The organism is Phaeodactylibacter xiamenensis, assembly GCF_000759025.1.
Lineage (GTDB): Bacteria > Bacteroidota > Bacteroidia > Chitinophagales > Saprospiraceae > Phaeodactylibacter > Phaeodactylibacter xiamenensis.
In genome coordinates this window covers 34,928-51,350 of record NZ_JPOS01000022.1, presented here as the reverse complement: position 1 = coordinate 51,350, position 16,423 = coordinate 34,928, and the positions used below count along the sequence as shown (strand labels likewise).

At 51.6% G+C, this 16,423-nt stretch carries 16 protein-coding genes and 1 pseudogene; 7 read left to right on the top strand and 10 right to left on the bottom strand.

What is annotated here, in order from left to right:
• A partial coding sequence (locus IX84_RS10690) for an ATP-binding protein (RefSeq protein WP_044219953.1) occupies positions 1–694 on the top strand: 694 nt, incomplete at its 5' end.
• Positions 695–742: 48 nt separating this feature from the next.
• Here the strand turns inward: IX84_RS10690 and IX84_RS34540 are convergent.
• From IX84_RS34540 to IX84_RS10665, 6 genes are all read right to left on the bottom strand, one after another.
• Positions 743–856, bottom strand: a complete 114-nt coding sequence (locus IX84_RS34540) for a Fic family protein (RefSeq protein ID WP_394333428.1) — start codon at positions 854–856, stop codon at positions 743–745.
• Positions 857–951: 95 nt separating this feature from the next.
• Positions 952–1,305 (bottom strand): hypothetical protein, encoded by a 354-nt coding sequence (locus IX84_RS10685; RefSeq protein WP_052515938.1) that lies wholly within the window; start codon positions 1,303–1,305, stop codon positions 952–954.
• Between the two features lie 190 nt (positions 1,306–1,495).
• Positions 1,496–1,960 carry an IS200/IS605 family transposase gene (tnpA, locus tag IX84_RS10680; RefSeq protein WP_044219948.1) on the bottom strand — a complete coding sequence of 155 codons (465 nt, stop codon included), beginning with the start codon at positions 1,958–1,960 and terminating at the stop codon, positions 1,496–1,498.
• 196 nt (positions 1,961–2,156) lie between these two features.
• Positions 2,157–2,927 carry a glutamate 5-kinase gene (gene proB, locus IX84_RS10675; protein WP_052515937.1) on the bottom strand — a complete coding sequence of 257 codons (771 nt, stop codon included), beginning with the start codon at positions 2,925–2,927 and terminating at the stop codon, positions 2,157–2,159.
• 8 nt (positions 2,928–2,935) lie between these two features.
• Positions 2,936–4,174 carry a glutamate-5-semialdehyde dehydrogenase gene (locus IX84_RS10670; RefSeq protein ID WP_262501627.1) on the bottom strand — a complete coding sequence of 413 codons (1,239 nt, stop codon included), beginning with the start codon at positions 4,172–4,174 and terminating at the stop codon, positions 2,936–2,938.
• A gap of 10 nt (positions 4,175–4,184) precedes the next feature.
• A complete protein-coding gene (locus IX84_RS10665; protein ID WP_044219940.1) occupies positions 4,185–5,123 on the bottom strand; it encodes a hydrogen peroxide-inducible genes activator in 939 nt (312 codons plus the stop codon).
• Between the two features lie 172 nt (positions 5,124–5,295).
• Between IX84_RS10665 and katG the strand changes: the two genes are divergently transcribed.
• Positions 5,296–7,569, top strand: coding sequence for a catalase/peroxidase HPI (katG, locus tag IX84_RS10660; RefSeq protein WP_044219938.1), 2,274 nt, complete (start codon positions 5,296–5,298; stop codon positions 7,567–7,569).
• 75 nt (positions 7,570–7,644) lie between these two features.
• Here the strand turns inward: katG and IX84_RS10655 are convergent, their stop codons facing one another.
• Together IX84_RS10655 and IX84_RS10650 are read right to left on the bottom strand one after the other, a co-directional pair.
• On the bottom strand, positions 7,645–8,325 hold the full coding sequence (locus IX84_RS10655) for a response regulator transcription factor (RefSeq protein ID WP_044219935.1): 681 nt from the start codon (positions 8,323–8,325) through the stop codon (positions 7,645–7,647).
• Positions 8,318–9,643 carry a sensor histidine kinase gene (locus tag IX84_RS10650; RefSeq protein ID WP_044219933.1) on the bottom strand — a complete coding sequence of 442 codons (1,326 nt, stop codon included), beginning with the start codon at positions 9,641–9,643 and terminating at the stop codon, positions 8,318–8,320. Before IX84_RS10650 ends, IX84_RS10655 begins: the two co-directional genes overlap by 8 nt.
• A 174-nt stretch (positions 9,644–9,817) precedes the next feature.
• On the opposite strand from IX84_RS10650, the gene IX84_RS10645 reads away from it, so the two are divergent.
• The 3 genes and pseudogenes from IX84_RS10645 to IX84_RS34535 form a co-directional block, all read left to right on the top strand.
• The gene (locus IX84_RS10645) at positions 9,818–11,770 is read left to right on the top strand and encodes an alpha-1,4-glucan--maltose-1-phosphate maltosyltransferase (RefSeq protein ID WP_044219930.1); all 1,953 of its coding nucleotides are present in this window, start codon (positions 9,818–9,820) and stop codon (positions 11,768–11,770) included.
• A gap of 3 nt (positions 11,771–11,773) precedes the next feature.
• The gene (locus IX84_RS10640) at positions 11,774–12,355 is read left to right on the top strand and encodes a GNAT family N-acetyltransferase (RefSeq protein WP_044219928.1); all 582 of its coding nucleotides are present in this window, start codon (positions 11,774–11,776) and stop codon (positions 12,353–12,355) included.
• A gap of 15 nt (positions 12,356–12,370) precedes the next feature.
• Positions 12,371–12,535 (top strand): annotated as a pseudogene (locus IX84_RS34535) (element excision factor XisI family protein); the annotation flags it as partial.
• Here the strand turns inward: IX84_RS34535 and mmuM are convergent.
• Positions 12,532–13,455: a homocysteine S-methyltransferase gene (mmuM, locus tag IX84_RS10635; protein ID WP_044219925.1), complete on the bottom strand. Its 924-nt coding sequence runs from the start codon at positions 13,453–13,455 to the stop codon at positions 12,532–12,534. The pseudogene IX84_RS34535 and the gene mmuM overlap by 4 nt on opposite strands.
• A gap of 93 nt (positions 13,456–13,548) precedes the next feature.
• Positions 13,549–14,496, bottom strand: a complete 948-nt coding sequence (locus tag IX84_RS10630; protein WP_044219922.1) for a hypothetical protein — start codon at positions 14,494–14,496, stop codon at positions 13,549–13,551.
• 139 nt (positions 14,497–14,635) lie between these two features.
• Here IX84_RS10630 and IX84_RS10625 point away from each other — a divergent pair, with 139 nt between their 5' ends.
• A complete protein-coding gene (locus tag IX84_RS10625; protein ID WP_044219920.1) occupies positions 14,636–15,364 on the top strand; it encodes a zinc ribbon domain-containing protein in 729 nt (242 codons plus the stop codon).
• Between the two features lie 76 nt (positions 15,365–15,440).
• Positions 15,441–16,421: a hypothetical protein gene (locus IX84_RS10620; RefSeq protein ID WP_044219917.1), complete on the top strand. Its 981-nt coding sequence runs from the start codon at positions 15,441–15,443 to the stop codon at positions 16,419–16,421.
• The last annotated feature ends 2 nt before the right edge of the window (positions 16,422–16,423 follow it).

Below are 16,423 nucleotides of genomic sequence, written 5' to 3'. Positions count from 1 at the left end.
TTATGAAGACCTCAACTGGGATAAATTCAAACGTTTTTACGAAACAACCTACCAAGAAACGTGTGAATGGGAAGACCGGGACCGAATATTTGAAAATCTCCGCCTGGGCAAAGATGGTAAACCCAATCTGGCAGCAGCATTACTCTTTACCGATAAACCAGACAAAACACTCACCGGATTCTTCATCACCGCTATTTGGTTCTGGGGCAACGAACTCCATGAGCACGAATACCGATCAAGTGACAACTTCAAAGGGAATATTGCTGAACAGTATCAACAAGCCTATTCCTTCATATACGCTGCGCTCAGAAAAGTACAAGCGGGGCAATCCTTCAACAGCCTGGGCATACCCGAAGTACCAAGTGTGGTCTTAGAAGAATTGTTAGTCAACGCCCTTATCCACCGGGATTACTTCATCAAAGACACCATCAAGCTTTTTCTGTTTGAAAACCGGATAGAAATCAAAAGCCCTGGCAAGCTGCCCAATAACCTGACGACCGAGCAGATCAAACGAGGGATCCGAAAAAAACGAAACAACATACTGGATTCCTTTGCCCCCTCTTTGCTCAATTACCGCGGTGCCGGCAGCGGAATTCTGCGTGCCCTGCAAGCTCATCCGCACATTGACTTCATTAATGATGTAGAAGCCGAACAGTTCACCGTGATCATCCACCGCCCGGAAGAGAAAAGGTAAGTCGTTCAGGTATTCCTCTCGCCTTTCACCCGAAAGGATGGGTAGGTTTTACTTTTTCAGCATCGCCCACCCCAACTCCGTCACCCGGTACTTCTGATTCCTACTGCGCGGCTTGTCCGGCACGGTCATCTCTATCCAGCCGTGGTCGAGGGCAGGAAGGATGTATTTTTTATCGTTTTTAGTATGTACGCAGACTACCAGACAAAAGGGTTTTAATGGATGAAAGGGATTGATTTTGCGGGCTTGTGTTCCCGCCTTTAGGGGGCTAGGGGGCGCGCGAAAGCAGGAAAAATCAATCCCGTCTCAGAAATGCCCAGTAGTTTAGTATGTACGCTTAGGCCCAGTTCTTCCAGGAGTTGCGCACTCGATTTTGAGGTTACTGCCAAACGGACAACTTTCAAAACCCGATCACCTATAGCTTCTTTCTCCAAGCTATTAACTTGGTCACCTTCAAATATCGGATGTACCGGCAGCGTGGTCAAAAAGTACGTACACTGCTCATCCGTCTCCAGTTGTGGGAGCGGGGAGCCGTTGCGCTCCATGGCCCGGCGCATGGTCGGGATACCCATTCCTCTGCCTTCGGTCAGGTTACAGCGCTTATTGTCTTTCAACAATCTGACAATTGTCGAAATGGTTTATCTTCACTCCGGGACTTGGTTCTTGTATTAGTTATTGATTGAGTTCTGTAGGAACGGTATGGCCTTCACATGTTCGTAAGAGCATGGGACTTCGCTGTTTGCGGTTTGGAGATTGAGTTCCGTAGGAACGGCATTCCATTCGCACGTTCGTAAGAGCGTGCGATCAATCCTCAAAAAAGTCCGGCAAATACGTTGGATCCGGCTCTATCTCATGCCTTTTAAGGATATCGAGATATTCCTTCCGGAAAGACTTCTTCGCATGGTGCGCCTTTTGGTTTTTGATGTAATGGCGCAGCGCATCCACGTGCGTCCGGCTCACCGAAAAAGTGCCGCCACCGGTTTGCCAGTTGAACCTTTGGGGCAAAAAGCCTTGATCGTTGATCCACTTGGAAGAATTGGCTTTGACCTTTTGCACAAATGTTGCCGGGGCCATGTCCGGGCGCAAGCGGGCGGCGATATGAATGTGGTCGGGCATGCCATTGACTTGGAGCGGTGTCTGCCCCAGATTTTTGATGATGCCTACGATGTATTTGTACAGCTCTTCCTCAAAGGATGGCAATATCAATGCCTGCCGATACTTCACGGCGCTGACGTGGTGGATGTAGATTTTAGAAAAAGTGTTGGGCATAGGGGGTTAGTTTTTAGTGAAAATAGGATGGCTTTTCAAAAATACGACGATTGTCGGAAAAAGCTGCCGTCCCTCCCGGACTAAGTTGCTAATGATTTAGCCGTTAAGTCCCGCAAACAACACCCCAAAAGCAAAGTCCCGTAGGAACGATACCCCGTTAGCATGCTCGTACGAGCATGCAAAAAAAGAAAACCCCTCACCCCCCAAACCGCGTATGCCGAAAAGCCCCCGACAGCGCCCCCGAGATAAATGCCGGGCGACTCCCATTCACAATCCGCATTTCCAACCCGTGGCGCAGGCATAGCTCAGCAGCATAAATCTTAGACGTCATACCGCCGGTGCCCAGCCCGTTGTCGCGCTCCTGAATGAAAGCCTTGACGGACTCGGTATCGGTGACGTGCTCGATGAGCTCAGCTTCGGGATGCAGGTGGGGGTTTTGGGTGTAGATGCCGTCAATATCGGTGACCAGCATCAGCAGGTCAGCTTCGCTAATGATGGCGACGTAGGCAGAAAGCTTGTCGTTATCGCCAAAGATGATCTCGTCTACGGCAACAGTATCATTCTCATTAATAATGGGGATGTAACCGAACTCCAGCAGCTTGTGCAGCGTGTTGCGGACGTTCTCCTTTGCAGTCTCGTTGTCAAAATCGCGGTAGGTGAGCAGGCATTGGGCAACCTGCAGCCCCAAACTGCCGAAGACTTCATCGAATATCCGTATGAGCTTGGGCTGACCAATAGCAGCCAGGGCTTGCTTGGACTCAATCTGTGCGGTACCGGTCTGGTGGATTTCCGCAAACTGCCGGGCCGTGGCTATGGCGCCGGAGGAAACCAGTATAACGTTATACCGGTCACGGATAGACAATATCTGCCGGGCCAGGTTTTCGATGGTGGCATAAGAAATACGGTTGCTCCCGCCTGTCAGCGTAGAGGTGCCGACTTTTATAACAATTTTCTTTTTTTGCTCCATGCTGCGTGCTACCGTATTTGACCCTTTCCGTATACCATCCATTTGTTGGAGACCAGTTGCCCAACGCTGATTGGGCCCCTTGCGTGCAGCTTTTGAGTACTGATGGCAATCTCCGCGCCCATCCCAAGCTGTCCCCCATCTGTGAAGCGGGTGGAGGCGTTGTGGTAAACGGCGGCGCAGTCGACTTCTTCCATAAATACCCGGGCTTGTTCCTGGTCTTCGGTCACAATCGTAGCGCTGTGCCCGCCGCTGTATTGGTTGGTAAGTGTAATCCCCTGTTCCATGCTGTCCACAACTTTGAGAACAATACGGTGTGACAAAAACTCCTCATACCACACCGATTCCGGTACCGGCTGCAAAGCATCGTGGCGGCCTGCCCAACCGTCCTGATCCGCAATGACTTCCAAACCGGCTTCCGAAAGGGCACTGCTGAGGTGCTGAAGCTTATCTTCCAGCTCTGGCCAGCCCCGGTCAATCAGGACCTTGTCCAAGGCATTGCACACACTGATGCGGCTTTTGCCATTTTTGATGATAGACAATGCCATGTCGTAATCTGCCGATGCGCCGACGTAAAGAAAGTTATTGCCCCGGCCGCTCACGATGACCGGAATATTGCTGTGCTCCCGCACGAAAGCGATCAGGCGCTCCCCACCGCGTGGGATGATGAGGTCGAAACGGTAGGGGTTGTCCTTAATAAGCTTCTGAGTGGCGGCGCGATCCAGCTTCAGGTAATTAACAAAGCCAGTATCCACACCTTGCCCTTTCAAAGCTTGGTGCCAAAGCTCCGCCAAGATTGTATTGGTATGCAGGGCTTCCTTCCCTCCTTTCAGCCAGATTTTATTCCCCGCTTTGAAAGCTGTAGCCGCTGCTTCGATGGTCACGTCCGGACGGGACTCGTAGATGATGAGGATTTTGCCAAAAGGCACCGTTTGATTCACCACCTGCATGCCATTGGGGTGACTGAATTCATAGAGCGATTTGCCAACAGGGTCTTCCATGGCTGCTGTTTCCAGACAAGCATCAGCCATGGCTTTCACCTTAACGGGGCTTGCTTTCAGGCGGTCATACATGGATTCATCCGCTCCGTCGTAAGCCTTCAGGTCCTGCTCATTGGCAGAGATAATGGCTGCTTCCTGTTCTAAAATTAAGGTGGCCAGGGCTTTTAAGACCTGGTCTTTTTGCGCTCTTGTTTCCATGATAAGTGTACCGGTTCTGTTGCGGCAAATATAGGCTTTTTCGGGCTCCACAAGCGCTACATCACAGCTTGGCAATCTGCATTTCGCTATTCTTTAAGTGACTCGTTTGTAAAGTTGGCTTGATCAATTGCCTGATCTCATTAGAAAGGGCGCTAATCAGCCGTAACTTAGCATAGGGGCGGAAGTACACCAGGCTAACTTCCCGGACCGGATAGGGCGGATTGAAATCCCGGACCTTTACCTGCCGCTCAGCCGGCAGGTCTTTACAGTATAGTTCGGGAATCAACGTTAAGCCATTGAGGTTATCCACGATATTGAGCAAGCTATCAAAAGAATTCGGGCTGAAACTCAGGTTCGAGTCCATTTGCCTTGAATTGAGGGCGCAGATATTAATCACCTGATCAGTCAGGCAGTTGCCTTCTTCCAATAACCACACCTGCTCATCAGCGATATCCTTAGGTGTAAGGAACCTGGTCTCCGAAGAGGTAGTATTTCCGTATACCATTAGCTTTTCGTAGTACAGTATGTCTTCCTCCAGCTGATCTTCCCTCAGAGGCGTTGAGGCGAGCCCTGCATCCAATTCTCCATTTCGCAATTGGTCGATGATATGCTGAGTCGTAATTTCCCGCACATTCAGCTTAAGCTTAGGGTAAGCGCTCAAAAACTGAGGTAAAATACGGTGCAACAGATTACTCGCAATTGTAGGAATAATACCTATGTTGAGCTCGCCCTCAATAACACCTCTGGCTTCGGAGGCAAGCTCCTTAAGCCTGCTGCTATGCCTAAGTACCTTGTGCGCTTCATCAATGATATCACGCCCACACTCCGTAGTAAGAATAGGGTTCGTCTTGCGGTCAAATAAGACAAGCTCAAGCTCTGATTCCAATTTTTTGACCATCGTGCTCAAAGTGGCCTGTGTAACGTGGCAGGCCGCAGCCGCTTTGCTAAAACTCTTTAATTTATCTACCGTGACGATATACTCCAGTTGCTGCAAATTCATCCCTATTATTGATTTTATCAATACACAATATAAAAAACTTTCCCTTTGTCAATACAAATTCATAGGTCATCTTTACACCATCAACACTAGAAAACATGCAAATACGCTCCTACTCTGAGCTAAGCACATATTATCATCCATTCAACGAAACCACTAAAAAACATTAGAATTTATGAAACAATTACTTTTCATTGGGCTCCTTTTACTCAGTGTTCCTGCTCTCGCCCAGGATATGGCTGGTGAATGCCCTTTCGGGCATGGAAACAGCTCTAAAACAGCCGTTACAGAGCGCAGGGAAGCGATGATGCAAAAAACACCTCCTGCTACAAACAAGGATTGGTGGCCCAATCAGCTTAATCTTAACGTGCTCCGGCAAAACAGTATGAAGTCCAATCCAATGGGGGAAGATTTCAATTATATTGAGGCTTTCAATAGCCTGGACTATGAAGCACTCAAAAAAGATATCGAAGCCGTACTAACCGACTCCAAAGACTGGTGGCCGGCAGACTTCGGCAACTATGGCCCGCTCTTCATCCGTATGGCATGGCACAGTGCGGGCACTTACCGGTCTGGCGATGGCCGGGGTGGTTCCCGTGCCGGGCAGCAGCGGTTTGCGCCTCTCAATAGCTGGCCTGACAATGCCAACCTGGATAAAGCCCGGCGCCTCCTTTGGCCCGTCAAACAGAAGTACGGCAGTAAAATCTCATGGGCAGACCTTATGATCCTGACCGGCAACGTAGCCCTGGAGTCTATGGGCTTCGAAACAATCGGTTTCTCCGGCGGACGCGAGGATGTATGGGAACCTGAAAGTGATGTGTACTGGGGTGCTGAGACGGAGTGGCTCGACGATGTTCGCCATCAGAATGGCGAACTGGAAAACCCGCTGGCTGCTACGCAGATGGGGCTTATTTATGTCAATCCGGAAGGACCGGGCGGCAACCCTGACCCTCTGGAAGCAGCCAAAGCTATCCGGGAAACTTTCGCCAGGATGGGCATGAACGACGAAGAAACCACCGCCTTAAATGCAGGTGGCCATACGTTCGGCAAAACCCACGGAAGGGGACCGGCTTCTCATGTAGGCGCTGACCCTGAAGCTGCGGGCATCGAAGAACAAGGGCTCGGCTGGAAAAGCACCTATGGCACAGGAAAAGGTAAGGATGCCATTACTTCAGGCCTGGAAGTAACCTGGACGGGCACTCCTACACAATGGAACCACGGCTTCTTCAAAATTCTATTTGGCTATGAGTGGGAGCTTACAAAAAGTCCTGCCGGAGCGCATCAGTGGGTGGCTAAAGGTGATAATGCATTCATCCCTGATCCTTTCGACCCCAATGTAAAGCATAAGCCAACAATGCTGACTACGGACCTGGCTTTCCGCTTTGATCCTGAATACGAAAAGATTGCCAGAAGGTTCCTTGAAAATCCGGAAGAACTGGAAGCAGCTTTCGCTAAAGCCTGGTTCAAGCTCACCCACCGGGATATGGGGCCCAAATCCACCTATGTAGGCCCTGAAGTACCAACGGAGGATTTTATCTGGCAAGACCCCATCCCCGAAGTGGACCACGAACTGGCTGATGAAAAAGATATCGCCAAGCTGAAGGAGCAACTGCTCAAGTCCGGTTTGAGTATCTCAGAGATGACAGCTACGGCCTGGGCTTCTGCTTCTACCTATCGCCACTCCGACCGCAGGGGGGGCGCCAACGGGGCACGTATCCAACTGCTCCCTATGAGAGAATGGGAAGTCAACAACCCGCAACAGCTGGAAAAAGTACTGGGCACCCTGAGCAAAATTCAGGAAGACTTCAACAACAAGCACAAGTCTAAGAAAATCTCCATGGCGGACCTGATTGTACTTGCAGGCACCGCGGCTGTGGAAAAAGCAGCTCAGAACGCAGGCTTCGATGTAGAAGTGCCCTTCTCACCTGGCAGAATGGATGCGCTGCAGGAGCAAACCGACATCGAATCCATCAACCTGCTTGAGCCAATGGCTGACGGATTCCGAAACTATCAAAAGACCCAGTATACCTTATCTACCGAACAGCTTCTGGTCGACAAAGCACAGCTGTTGACACTAACTCCACCGGAAATGACCGTCCTGGTAGGTGGTATGCGCGCCCTTGGAGCCAACTACGATGGCTCCGAAACGGGCCGGATGCTCAACACCAATGACCAACTGACCAATGAGTTTTTTGTCAACCTGCTGAGCATGGACTATGAGTGGAAACCACAGGATGACAAAAAGCAACACTTTGACGTCATCAACCGGAACACGGGCGAAAAGGTATGGAAAGCTACCCGCGCCGACCTGATCTTCGGCTCCAACTCTGAGCTGCGTGCTTTGTCTGAAGTCTATGCTTCTGAAGATACTAAAGAGAAGTTTGTACAGGACTTTATCAATGCCTGGACTAAAGTCATGAACCTCGACCGTTTTGACCTGAAAATGTAATCCGGCCAATACAGACGGCTAATAAACGGGCTTTCCTGTGTACAGGAAAGCCCGTTTTCGTAATAGAGACCTCAACTACCCTACCTCCAGCACAAATCCACTCCCATACACATTCCGGATTTCAATGGCTGGGTCAGCCGACAAATACTTGCGCAGGCGGGAAATGAAGACGTCCATGCTGCGGCGTGTGAAGTAGTCGTTCTGCGACCAGACTTCCTTCAACACCTGCTGCCGGGACAACAGCTGCCCTTTTTGCTGGCAAAGCAACAACAGCAGATGAGCTTCGCGCTCGGTGAGGCGGCGGGGTGGCTGCCCGGGGAAAACCAACTCTTGATTCTGTACATCAAAAGTGTATTGCCCGATGGAAATTGTCTCGGCCGTGGGCGACTCCGGTTGCGCCCGCCTGAGAATAGCCCGGATACGTGCCACCAGCTCTTCCTCATCCACCGGCTTGACCAGGTAGTCATCGGCACCCAGGTCAAACCCCTTGAGGCGATCTGCTTTAAGGGCGCGGGCAGTCAGGAAAATCAGGGGTTGTTTAGCCGACTGCCTACGGATTTCCCTGGCCAAACTAAACCCATCGCGCCCGGGCAGTCCCACATCAACGATGCACAAGTCTACAGGGTGTTTTTCAAAGGCCCGCAAACCGCTGTCGCCATCTTTGGACCAAAGGACTTCAAAGCCTTTCATCTCCAGATAAGCCTGCAGGGCAAAACCCAGTGTATCGTGGTCTTCGACAAGCAAAATCTTAGCCATACTGTAGTTGTTTTGGAGAGGTTTCTCCTGGTTCGAAATCGGGCAGGTACAGCCAAAAGACCGCCCCGCCTTCGGAATGGTTGTGCATCCCGGCCTGCCCATCGTGCAATCTGGCTACCTGCTGTACATAGCTCAGCCCAAGCCCAAAACCCTGTATAGCACCGGCATGCAGGCGTACAAATTTCTGAAAAACATCGGCCTGCCTGGCTTCAGGCACTCCATCGCCGTTGTCTTTGACTTTCAGGGTCAACCCCTTTGGCCCACTTATGGCTTCCACCTGAATCACCGGCGGTTGCCCACCGTATTTCAGGGCATTGTCAAGAAGGTTGGCCAAGGCATTAGACAGATGGCCGGCATCAGCAGTCAGAAAACCATCGGGCCCAATAAAAGACCACTGCAGGCTTCCTCCTTCAGCCTTAACTTTCGGCTCAAAGGCTGCACAGGTCTGATGCAGCCATTCAGCAACTGCAAGTGCCCGACGTTCCAGCTGATATACCGGCTGCTCCAGGCTGGCCAGTTCCAGCACCTGCTCTATCTGGGTTTTCAACTGCTGGTTTTCGGCGGACAGCCGTCCGAGGTACATTTTTACCTGCTCCGGCTGACTATCGCTTAAGGCCTGCTCTGCCAGTTTTAGTAATAAGCTACTGGAAAATACCGGTGTTTTCAGCTCGTGCGTCAAGGTATTGATGAAGTCGTTTTTGACCGCTACCAACCGCTGTTCCCGCCGCACTTTGCGCACCAGTAGTACAAATCCAAGGAGCAACATCGCCACTCCTAATACCGTCAGCGCCAGTAGAAGCCAGAGGCGCTCCAACAAATGTGGTAAAAAATCACGCAGCTGTAAATGGAGGTAGAGCTGACAGGCACAAGCTTCTGCAAGCGTACCCTCAATCCGGTAAGCATAAGTGCGGTACGCTGCTGCCTCTGACCAATCGAACCGGTCTCCAACGAGGAGCGGATAATGCCAGATGGATTCCGATAAGGCAATGGAAAAGGGCATTCGCTTTTGTTGTGCTTCCAGGCCTGCCCGCAGCCGTTCTTCAAGCTTCAGCCGGAGCCCGTACCGGAGCGAGTCCGGAACCACCTGCCCTTTTCGCCTCATGCGCTGCAGCTCCAGAATACCTTGCGCTACATCAGGGGTTTGTGCAATGCCTGCCCCCGTTTCCTCCAGCAATTGGCGCAACTCCCGGTCGAACAACTGCTTTTCCACCACAATGCCCGACTTCACCCATTGGAATTGAACCATACCAAGGCTAAGCAGGGCTGCAACGACAAGGGCTGCCGGCAAAAAATTCCTGAAATCGGGCGGATGGATCATACTTCGAAAGATACAGCTTAATTCTGGCAGTGACCAGATTGTTAACGCTTTAGCGGCTTGATTAACCTTCTGTTTACATTTAACGGAAAGGCGGGTTTTCAATTTTCAGTTACGATTATTCTCCCTACTTTTGTTTGCATACAAAACCTTCCTCTCTTAAGCGAAAAAACGAATATGAGAAACCGAGTTGTTATCGAAAATGTGCAGCCGGAAATAGACCACGGCAGCTATTTCATTAAGCGGGTACCGGGCGAACGGGTGGATGTCACCGCCGATATTTTTGGTGACGGGCATGACCATATCCGCGCTTCGCTCCTCTACCGCCACGAGAGCCAGAAACGCTGGACTGAGGTCTTTATGGAGGAAGGCATAAATGATGTGTGGACCGCCAGTTTCAAAGTGGAACAGAAGGGCCTATACCACTACAAAGTTGCCGGGTGGATCGACCACCTTCTGCACTGGTATGATGGCTTCCTGAAAAAACAGGAAGCAGGTCAGGATATGAAGGTAGAGCTCAAAATAGGGGCGGGATTCCTCCGCCGTGCTGCAGCTCAATACCCGAAGCCTAAAGCCAAAGACCTGAAGGAGGTGGCGGATCAGCTGGAGGAGGAAGGAAAGTACGATGAGGCAGTACAGCTCGTGCTTAGCCCGGGCTTCAAGCAAATCGTTGAGTCTACACCCTTTAAGCAGTTCGAAACCATCTACGACCACAATCTCCGGGTACGGGTGGGCTGGGAAAAGGAAATGTTTAGCACCTGGTACGAGCTGTTTCCACGCTCAACTGCACAGGAGCCTGGTCGGCACGGTACCTTTAAGGACGTGGAACGCCTGCTGCCCCGTGTTCAGGAAATGGGCTTCGATGTGCTCTACATGCCGCCGGTACATCCTATTGGAAAGCTTAACCGCAAAGGCAAAAATAACAGTACGAATGCCAAACCCGGCGAGCCTGGCTCTCCCTGGGCCATCGGTAGCGACGAAGGCGGTCACAAGGCCATTCATCCCGAACTGGGCACGCAGGAAGACTACGAAGCACTGATCGAAAAAGCCCGGGGTATGGGCATCGAAGTAGCGCTTGATCTTGCATTTCAGTGCGCCCCCGACCATCCCTATATCAAGGAACATCCGGAGTGGTTCGTCTGGCGCCCGGACGGGACGATCGCTTACGCGGAAAATCCACCCAAAAAGTATCAGGACATCGTCCCGATCAACTTTGAGACCGAAGACTGGAAAAACCTCTGGGAAGAGCTCAAGAGCGTGGTCCTCCACTGGTGCGAAGCCGGCATCCGTATTTTTCGGGTGGACAACCCACATACCAAGCCGTTCCGTTTTTGGGAATGGTGCATAGCGGAGGTACAAAAACAATACCCCGACACCATCTTCCTGGCTGAGGCCTTTACCCGGCCTAAGGTCATGGCGGAGTTGGCAAAAGTAGGCTTTAACCATTCGTACACCTACTTCACCTGGCGCAATACCCGCCGTGAACTGGAAGAGTACATGACCGAACTGACCCGCACCGAGTCCCGGGAGTACTTCCGTCCCAACTTCTGGCCCAACACGCCGGATATCCTGGCTTATGAGCTAATGAACGCCGGACCTTCCACCTTCGCGAAGCGCTTTATGCTGGCAGCCACCCTGTCTTCCAACTATGGCATGTACGGGCCTTCCTACGAATTCATGGAGCACAGCCCCAATACCAATGGCAAGGAAGAATACCTGAATTCCGAAAAGTACGAAACCCGCCACTACGACTGGAACCACCGCAACCGCCTTACGGAGCTGATCACTAAGGTCAACCATATACGCAAGGAACAGCCTGCCCTACAGGATACCTGGAATATTTACTTCACCCGCACCGACAACGAGTCGCTGATGAGCTATGTAAAGCTCACCGAGGACAAAAATAATATCATCTGGTGCGTAGTAAACTTCGATACCGACTACCGCCAATCTGGTTTTGTGGAAGTCCCCAAGCAACTGCTCGGCCTTACCGGTACTGTCAACCTGAGGGTAACAGACTTGCTGACGGGCCAGATTTACCATTGGTTCAATGACTGGAATTATGTGGAGCTCAACCCAGATCAGCTGCCTGGGCATATTTTTAAAGTGGAACTGAATAACCGCCGGTAAACGATGCCTGACATCCTGCAACTTAGTGGTGGAGAAGCATCGGGCTATGTGGAAGACCTGGCACGCCTGCGCATTCAGGTCTTCCGCGAATACCCCTATCTATACGATGGCGATATGGCCTATGAAGTGGCTTATGTCGACACCTTCCTGCAGGCCCAGCAGAACTTTATGGTGGTCGTGAAGGACGGTGATACCGTGGTCGGCGCAAGTACCGGGCTGCCCCTCGTGGAAGAGACCGACAACATCAAAGCCCCTTTTCTGGAAGCCGGATGGGATATCACCAAAATCTTTTATTTCGGAGAGTCGGTGCTGCTACCGGGATACCGGGGCAAAGGCTATGGCAAACAATTCCTTGAACTGCGGGAAGCCTTCGCCCGTTTGCAGGGTTTTTCCATGCTGACCTTCTGCGCGGTGGTCCGCCCCGATGACCATCCGATGCGGCCCGAAGGCTATCAGCCGCTCGACCCACTCTGGCGGGCGCAGGGTTTTCAGCCGGAAGACCTGCACTGCCTCATCAGTTGGCAGGAAGTAGGGGAAGCGGAGGAGTCTGCGAAGACGCTGCAATTCTGGACTAAGCCGATATAGGGTGGTTGTTTCTTACATCTTGAAGTGACTACTCAGGGAAAAGTCTGGATACATAATGACGGTAACGATATAGCAGTCGCGCAAAAACTACTTGACAAAGGTATTCCAAAATCCGATATGGTGATTGGTTTTCACCCTCCTGTAGCCCGTGCAGGTACTGGTTTCGCCGTCGGCTACTAGTAGATTTTCTCCCGCAACGCCCGAATATCCTCAGGCCGGGTACGGCAACAGCCGCCGATCAGTCCTGCCCCAGCCGCCAGCCAGGCTTTCGGCAAAGCGCCAAACCCTTGTGGCACCCGATAGGCAGGTAGCCAGCACTGCCGTTCAGCATCCCACCCCTCTCCACTGTTCGGATAAATGATCAGCAGCTTGGAGGCGTGCGGTTTTAAGTTGGATAACAGCGCCGTGCCCAGATGCGGCGGCATACAATTAAACCCCAGGGCTACGACCTGAGGATGCGTGCCCAAAAGTTGCCCTACTGCCGATATGGGCTGCCCTTCGCTAATGTGAGCGGTATCCTTGGCGGTAAAGCTAAACCAGGCTTGCACATCCGGAAAGGTTTCGAGCAGCCTGAGCAGCACTTCCGCTTCCTGAAGGCTGGGCAGGGTTTCAAAAGCCAGCAGGTCGGGAGCAGCTGCCAATAACCACTCTATGCGGGGAAGGTGGAAATCCCGAAGTGCCTCATCGGTTAAACCGTAATGCCCTCTGTATTCCGATCCATCAGCCAGGTAAGCGCCGTAGGGGCCAACGGAACCCGCGATGAGCGGCGCAGTGCCCTCCGGCAAACCACTCTCCTCAAGATAAGCCGCCCGTGCCTCCTGTGCCAGTTCGACACTGCGTTGCACCAGTTCCTTTGCCTGTTTTTCGGTATAGCCTGCCTTTAGAAAGCCCGCCCGTGCCGCCTGATAACTCGCTGTGATCGCCACATCAGCCCCTGCCCGGAAATAATCCAGATGAACAGACCGGATAAGCTCAGGCTGCTCCTGCAAAATACGGGCAGACCACAAGCCTCCGGACAAGTCTGCGCCCCGGTGCTCCAGCTCCGTAGCCAGGGCGCCATCCAGTAAAAGAGGTAATGATCGGTTGAATAGTCGTTTCATAAAAAAACCGCCGGCAAAAAATCAATGCCGGCGGTATTACAATATTTGAAGGAAAACGTGGTGTTCGAATTTAAAACTATCCGAATATCATGCTTACAGCCCCTCGAGGGCAAGCATGATATCGGACAGGGACGCCGCTTCGGGCGTTATACTAATGGTCAGATTCTCCATAATAGTGACGGTCTTTTCTTCCAGGAAGTACATGCCTTCCTCTCCTTCTGCGATCACGATAATTTTGGCAGGCTCGCCCGCAGGCAGGCCGTCGCGGCAACAATCAGGGCGCAACGCATTCTCCTCTTCAAAAGGGATGGTTGTTAAGCCATTATAATCGCGCAGAGCGATGAAAGCAACCGTATTCTTAGCATCGAAGTTGTAAGGCAGATTGAGACAAACCTCAGCTGTGCCCTGTTCTTCTGACAGGTAAGTGCCACACTTGAGGTAGCCCAGTTCAGGGCTGGAAAACTCAAACCCGGGAACAGGCTGCCCGGAGAACGGGTCTTCCAGTTCGACAGAGCGTACCGGCGCTTCGCCCAGGCTGTATTCCATCCATTCCATCGTGCCATCTTCCGCGGCTTTGCCGGTGAACAGGCGCATTTGCGAATTGTACCGGGCCGTAGCCATCTGAATCCGGATCAGCTTGTCGGATTTCAGGCGAAGCTGCTGCCCGCCCTGTTCCACTTCGATAAAAACTGTTCCTGCAGACTCAACAATACCCTCCGCACTGGCGGTGGTAATTCTATTACGCAGTAAATCTTCTTTGCTGTAAAGGTCAAGCACTTTTGCCTGAACCGTTCCCGACACTTCCGCCCCATCCGGGAACAGAAAAGCGTTGGGAGGAACAATTACCCGGCCGTAGCCGGGCAATGTTATAAGTTTTTCTTGCGATGCGTCCCAACTAATCGGTATAGGATTGGATTGTACCGCCTCAAAGAAGCGGTTGATATTGCCGGAAGTAAGCTCAAGGGGCTGGAATTGGTCAACCTCTTCCACGCACCCCGTCAGTAGCATCGCAATTCCAAAGTATGTAAAAAGCCTTCTCATTCAGTATAGAGATTTGTCTAAACCTCCGGTATTTTCCGGCAATTGGATTGTATGTACACCCTCTAGACCCGGCAAGTTGCCCATCCGTTGCCTGAGGTTTAAATTTTTTTTACTTTCGGTGATACATTCGCAAAATCCTATGCAAGAAAAGCTGTCCTGCCCCGAATGCCGGTCTGCCATCACTCCCGACCAGATCAATATTAACATGCTGCTGGCTAAGTGCAGCCACTGTGGTTTGGTGTTTAGTTTTGAAGACCGCGCGCCTGCCCCTGCTCCAAAACCGGATACGGCCCCGGCTCCTCCGCAGGCGAAGGACCGCGGTGATATTCCAATGCCGCCCGGTATTCAGGCACAAGCCCTGCTGAGCGAGTTGAATATTCAGATCAGCTGGCGCAACCGGGTAGATGGATTTCTCACCCTGTTTACTGTAGTCTGGAATATTTTTGTCATCCCATTTGCTGTTTTTGCCGTCATGAGCGGGGAGCTTCAGGTACTTTTATTTTTAAGCCTGCACCTTTTGGTCGGGGCTGGCTTTCTATATGTGCTGATTTCCAACCTGATCAACAAGACGCTGATACAAGTCACCCGCCGGAAATTATTCATTGAACATACACCTCTGCCCGTCCCCTTTCGGGGCAACCAAGAGATCGACGCTCAGGATATCCGACAGCTTCATGTGGAAGAATACGTGGCCAGTACCACCAACGGCGCCCCCAACATGCGGTACGCCCTGCACGCCCGGCTGCATTCCGGGAAACGGCTCGAACTCATGAAAGGCTTTAAAAACCCCGAGGAAGGCTTGTACGTTGAACAGCAAATTGAGCAATTTCTGGATATCGAAAACCAGGCAGAGGCCAAAGAAATTTAACGACTTGTCTATTACCGCTTTACAAGCTGCCGGAATTTCCTTATTTTCTGATTCCAATTGCAAAACGCATGATGCTATGAGCCTGAAAGATGATTTAAAGAAATTGCTGTTCGGCGCAAAGTCCGTTGCCCGCTCTGCTGGCCGGAAGGCAGAGGAGCAAGGCAAAAAGCTGGGCGAGGAGCTCAGCGAACAATCGAAAGAATACTACCAAAAAGCCAAACAACGCATGGAAGAACTGGATGATGAATACCGCCCTAAGGTGAAAAAGAAAGCAGCAGAAGCCCGTGGCTTTGCTGAAGAGCTGGTCAACGAAGCCTTCAATAGCTCTAAAGAGCCCGAAGACCTTAAAAACGACGATATGAACGACAAGAAAAAAGAGGAAAACCCGGCTGAAGAAGAACCATCCTTCGAAGATATCTTCACCGGTAAAACCACGCCCCCGAAAGAAGAACCCCGATCCACGGCAAAAGGCCCTGATCAGCGGACCAAATTCGATGAATTCAGTGAGGAGTTTTCCAAAGCTGCAGGCGAGGCCGGGCGTAAAGCAGCGGATGTCTCAGAGCGGGTAGGCAAGCGGGTCATTGATGCCAGCGATAAAATCAACGAGCGTCTCTTTGAAGAAGGCGAAAAACTCTGGGACAAGGCCAAAGAGAAAGGCAGCAGCTTCATGGACCGCTTCGAGGACCTCGTGGACAAAGCCAACGAAGAAGCCGAAAAAGAATCCATGGATGACCTGACGGAAAAAGCCAAAGCCATGGATGAAGAACTGGAACGCCGGGTGAAAGAACGCGGCCAACGCTCCAATGCTGAAAATCTGGAGCGGGACCGTAAAAAAGACCCGCTCGGTGGCATGGACAGCTTCTTCGATAAGGCCGAGCGCTATGCCTCAGGCGACTATGCCGATGAAGGTACCCCGGCCGGCAAAGACGTTACCATCCGCAAAGACCCGGACTATAAGCCTAAACCAAACACAGGCAAGGTGAAAGGCTTCGACGATCTCGACGGAGATGGGGACGAAATTATTGACGATGCCATCCTGGATGACGACGATAAATAAGC

What these genes read in the sequence shown, in the direction of transcription:
- tnpA (WP_044219948.1), bottom strand. Translation starts at nt 1,960, where the DNA reads ATGCCCAACACTTTTTCTAAAATCTACATCCACCACGTCAGCGCCGTG.
- proB (WP_052515937.1), bottom strand. Translation starts at nt 2,927, where the DNA reads ATGGAGCAAAAAAAGAAAATTGTTATAAAAGTCGGCACCTCTACGCTG.
- IX84_RS10665 (WP_044219940.1), bottom strand. Translation starts at nt 5,123, where the DNA reads ATGAATTTGCAGCAACTGGAGTATATCGTCACGGTAGATAAATTAAAG.
- katG (WP_044219938.1), top strand. Translation starts at nt 5,296, where the DNA reads ATGAAACAATTACTTTTCATTGGGCTCCTTTTACTCAGTGTTCCTGCT.
- IX84_RS10655 (WP_044219935.1), bottom strand. Translation starts at nt 8,325, where the DNA reads ATGGCTAAGATTTTGCTTGTCGAAGACCACGATACACTGGGTTTTGCC.
- IX84_RS10650 (WP_044219933.1), bottom strand. Translation starts at nt 9,643, where the DNA reads ATGATCCATCCGCCCGATTTCAGGAATTTTTTGCCGGCAGCCCTTGTC.
- IX84_RS10645 (WP_044219930.1), top strand. Translation starts at nt 9,818, where the DNA reads ATGAGAAACCGAGTTGTTATCGAAAATGTGCAGCCGGAAATAGACCAC.
- IX84_RS10640 (WP_044219928.1), top strand. Translation starts at nt 11,774, where the DNA reads ATGCCTGACATCCTGCAACTTAGTGGTGGAGAAGCATCGGGCTATGTG.
- mmuM (WP_044219925.1), bottom strand. Translation starts at nt 13,455, where the DNA reads ATGAAACGACTATTCAACCGATCATTACCTCTTTTACTGGATGGCGCC.
- IX84_RS10630 (WP_044219922.1), bottom strand. Translation starts at nt 14,496, where the DNA reads ATGAGAAGGCTTTTTACATACTTTGGAATTGCGATGCTACTGACGGGG.
- IX84_RS10625 (WP_044219920.1), top strand. Translation starts at nt 14,636, where the DNA reads ATGCAAGAAAAGCTGTCCTGCCCCGAATGCCGGTCTGCCATCACTCCC.
- IX84_RS10620 (WP_044219917.1), top strand. Translation starts at nt 15,441, where the DNA reads ATGAGCCTGAAAGATGATTTAAAGAAATTGCTGTTCGGCGCAAAGTCC.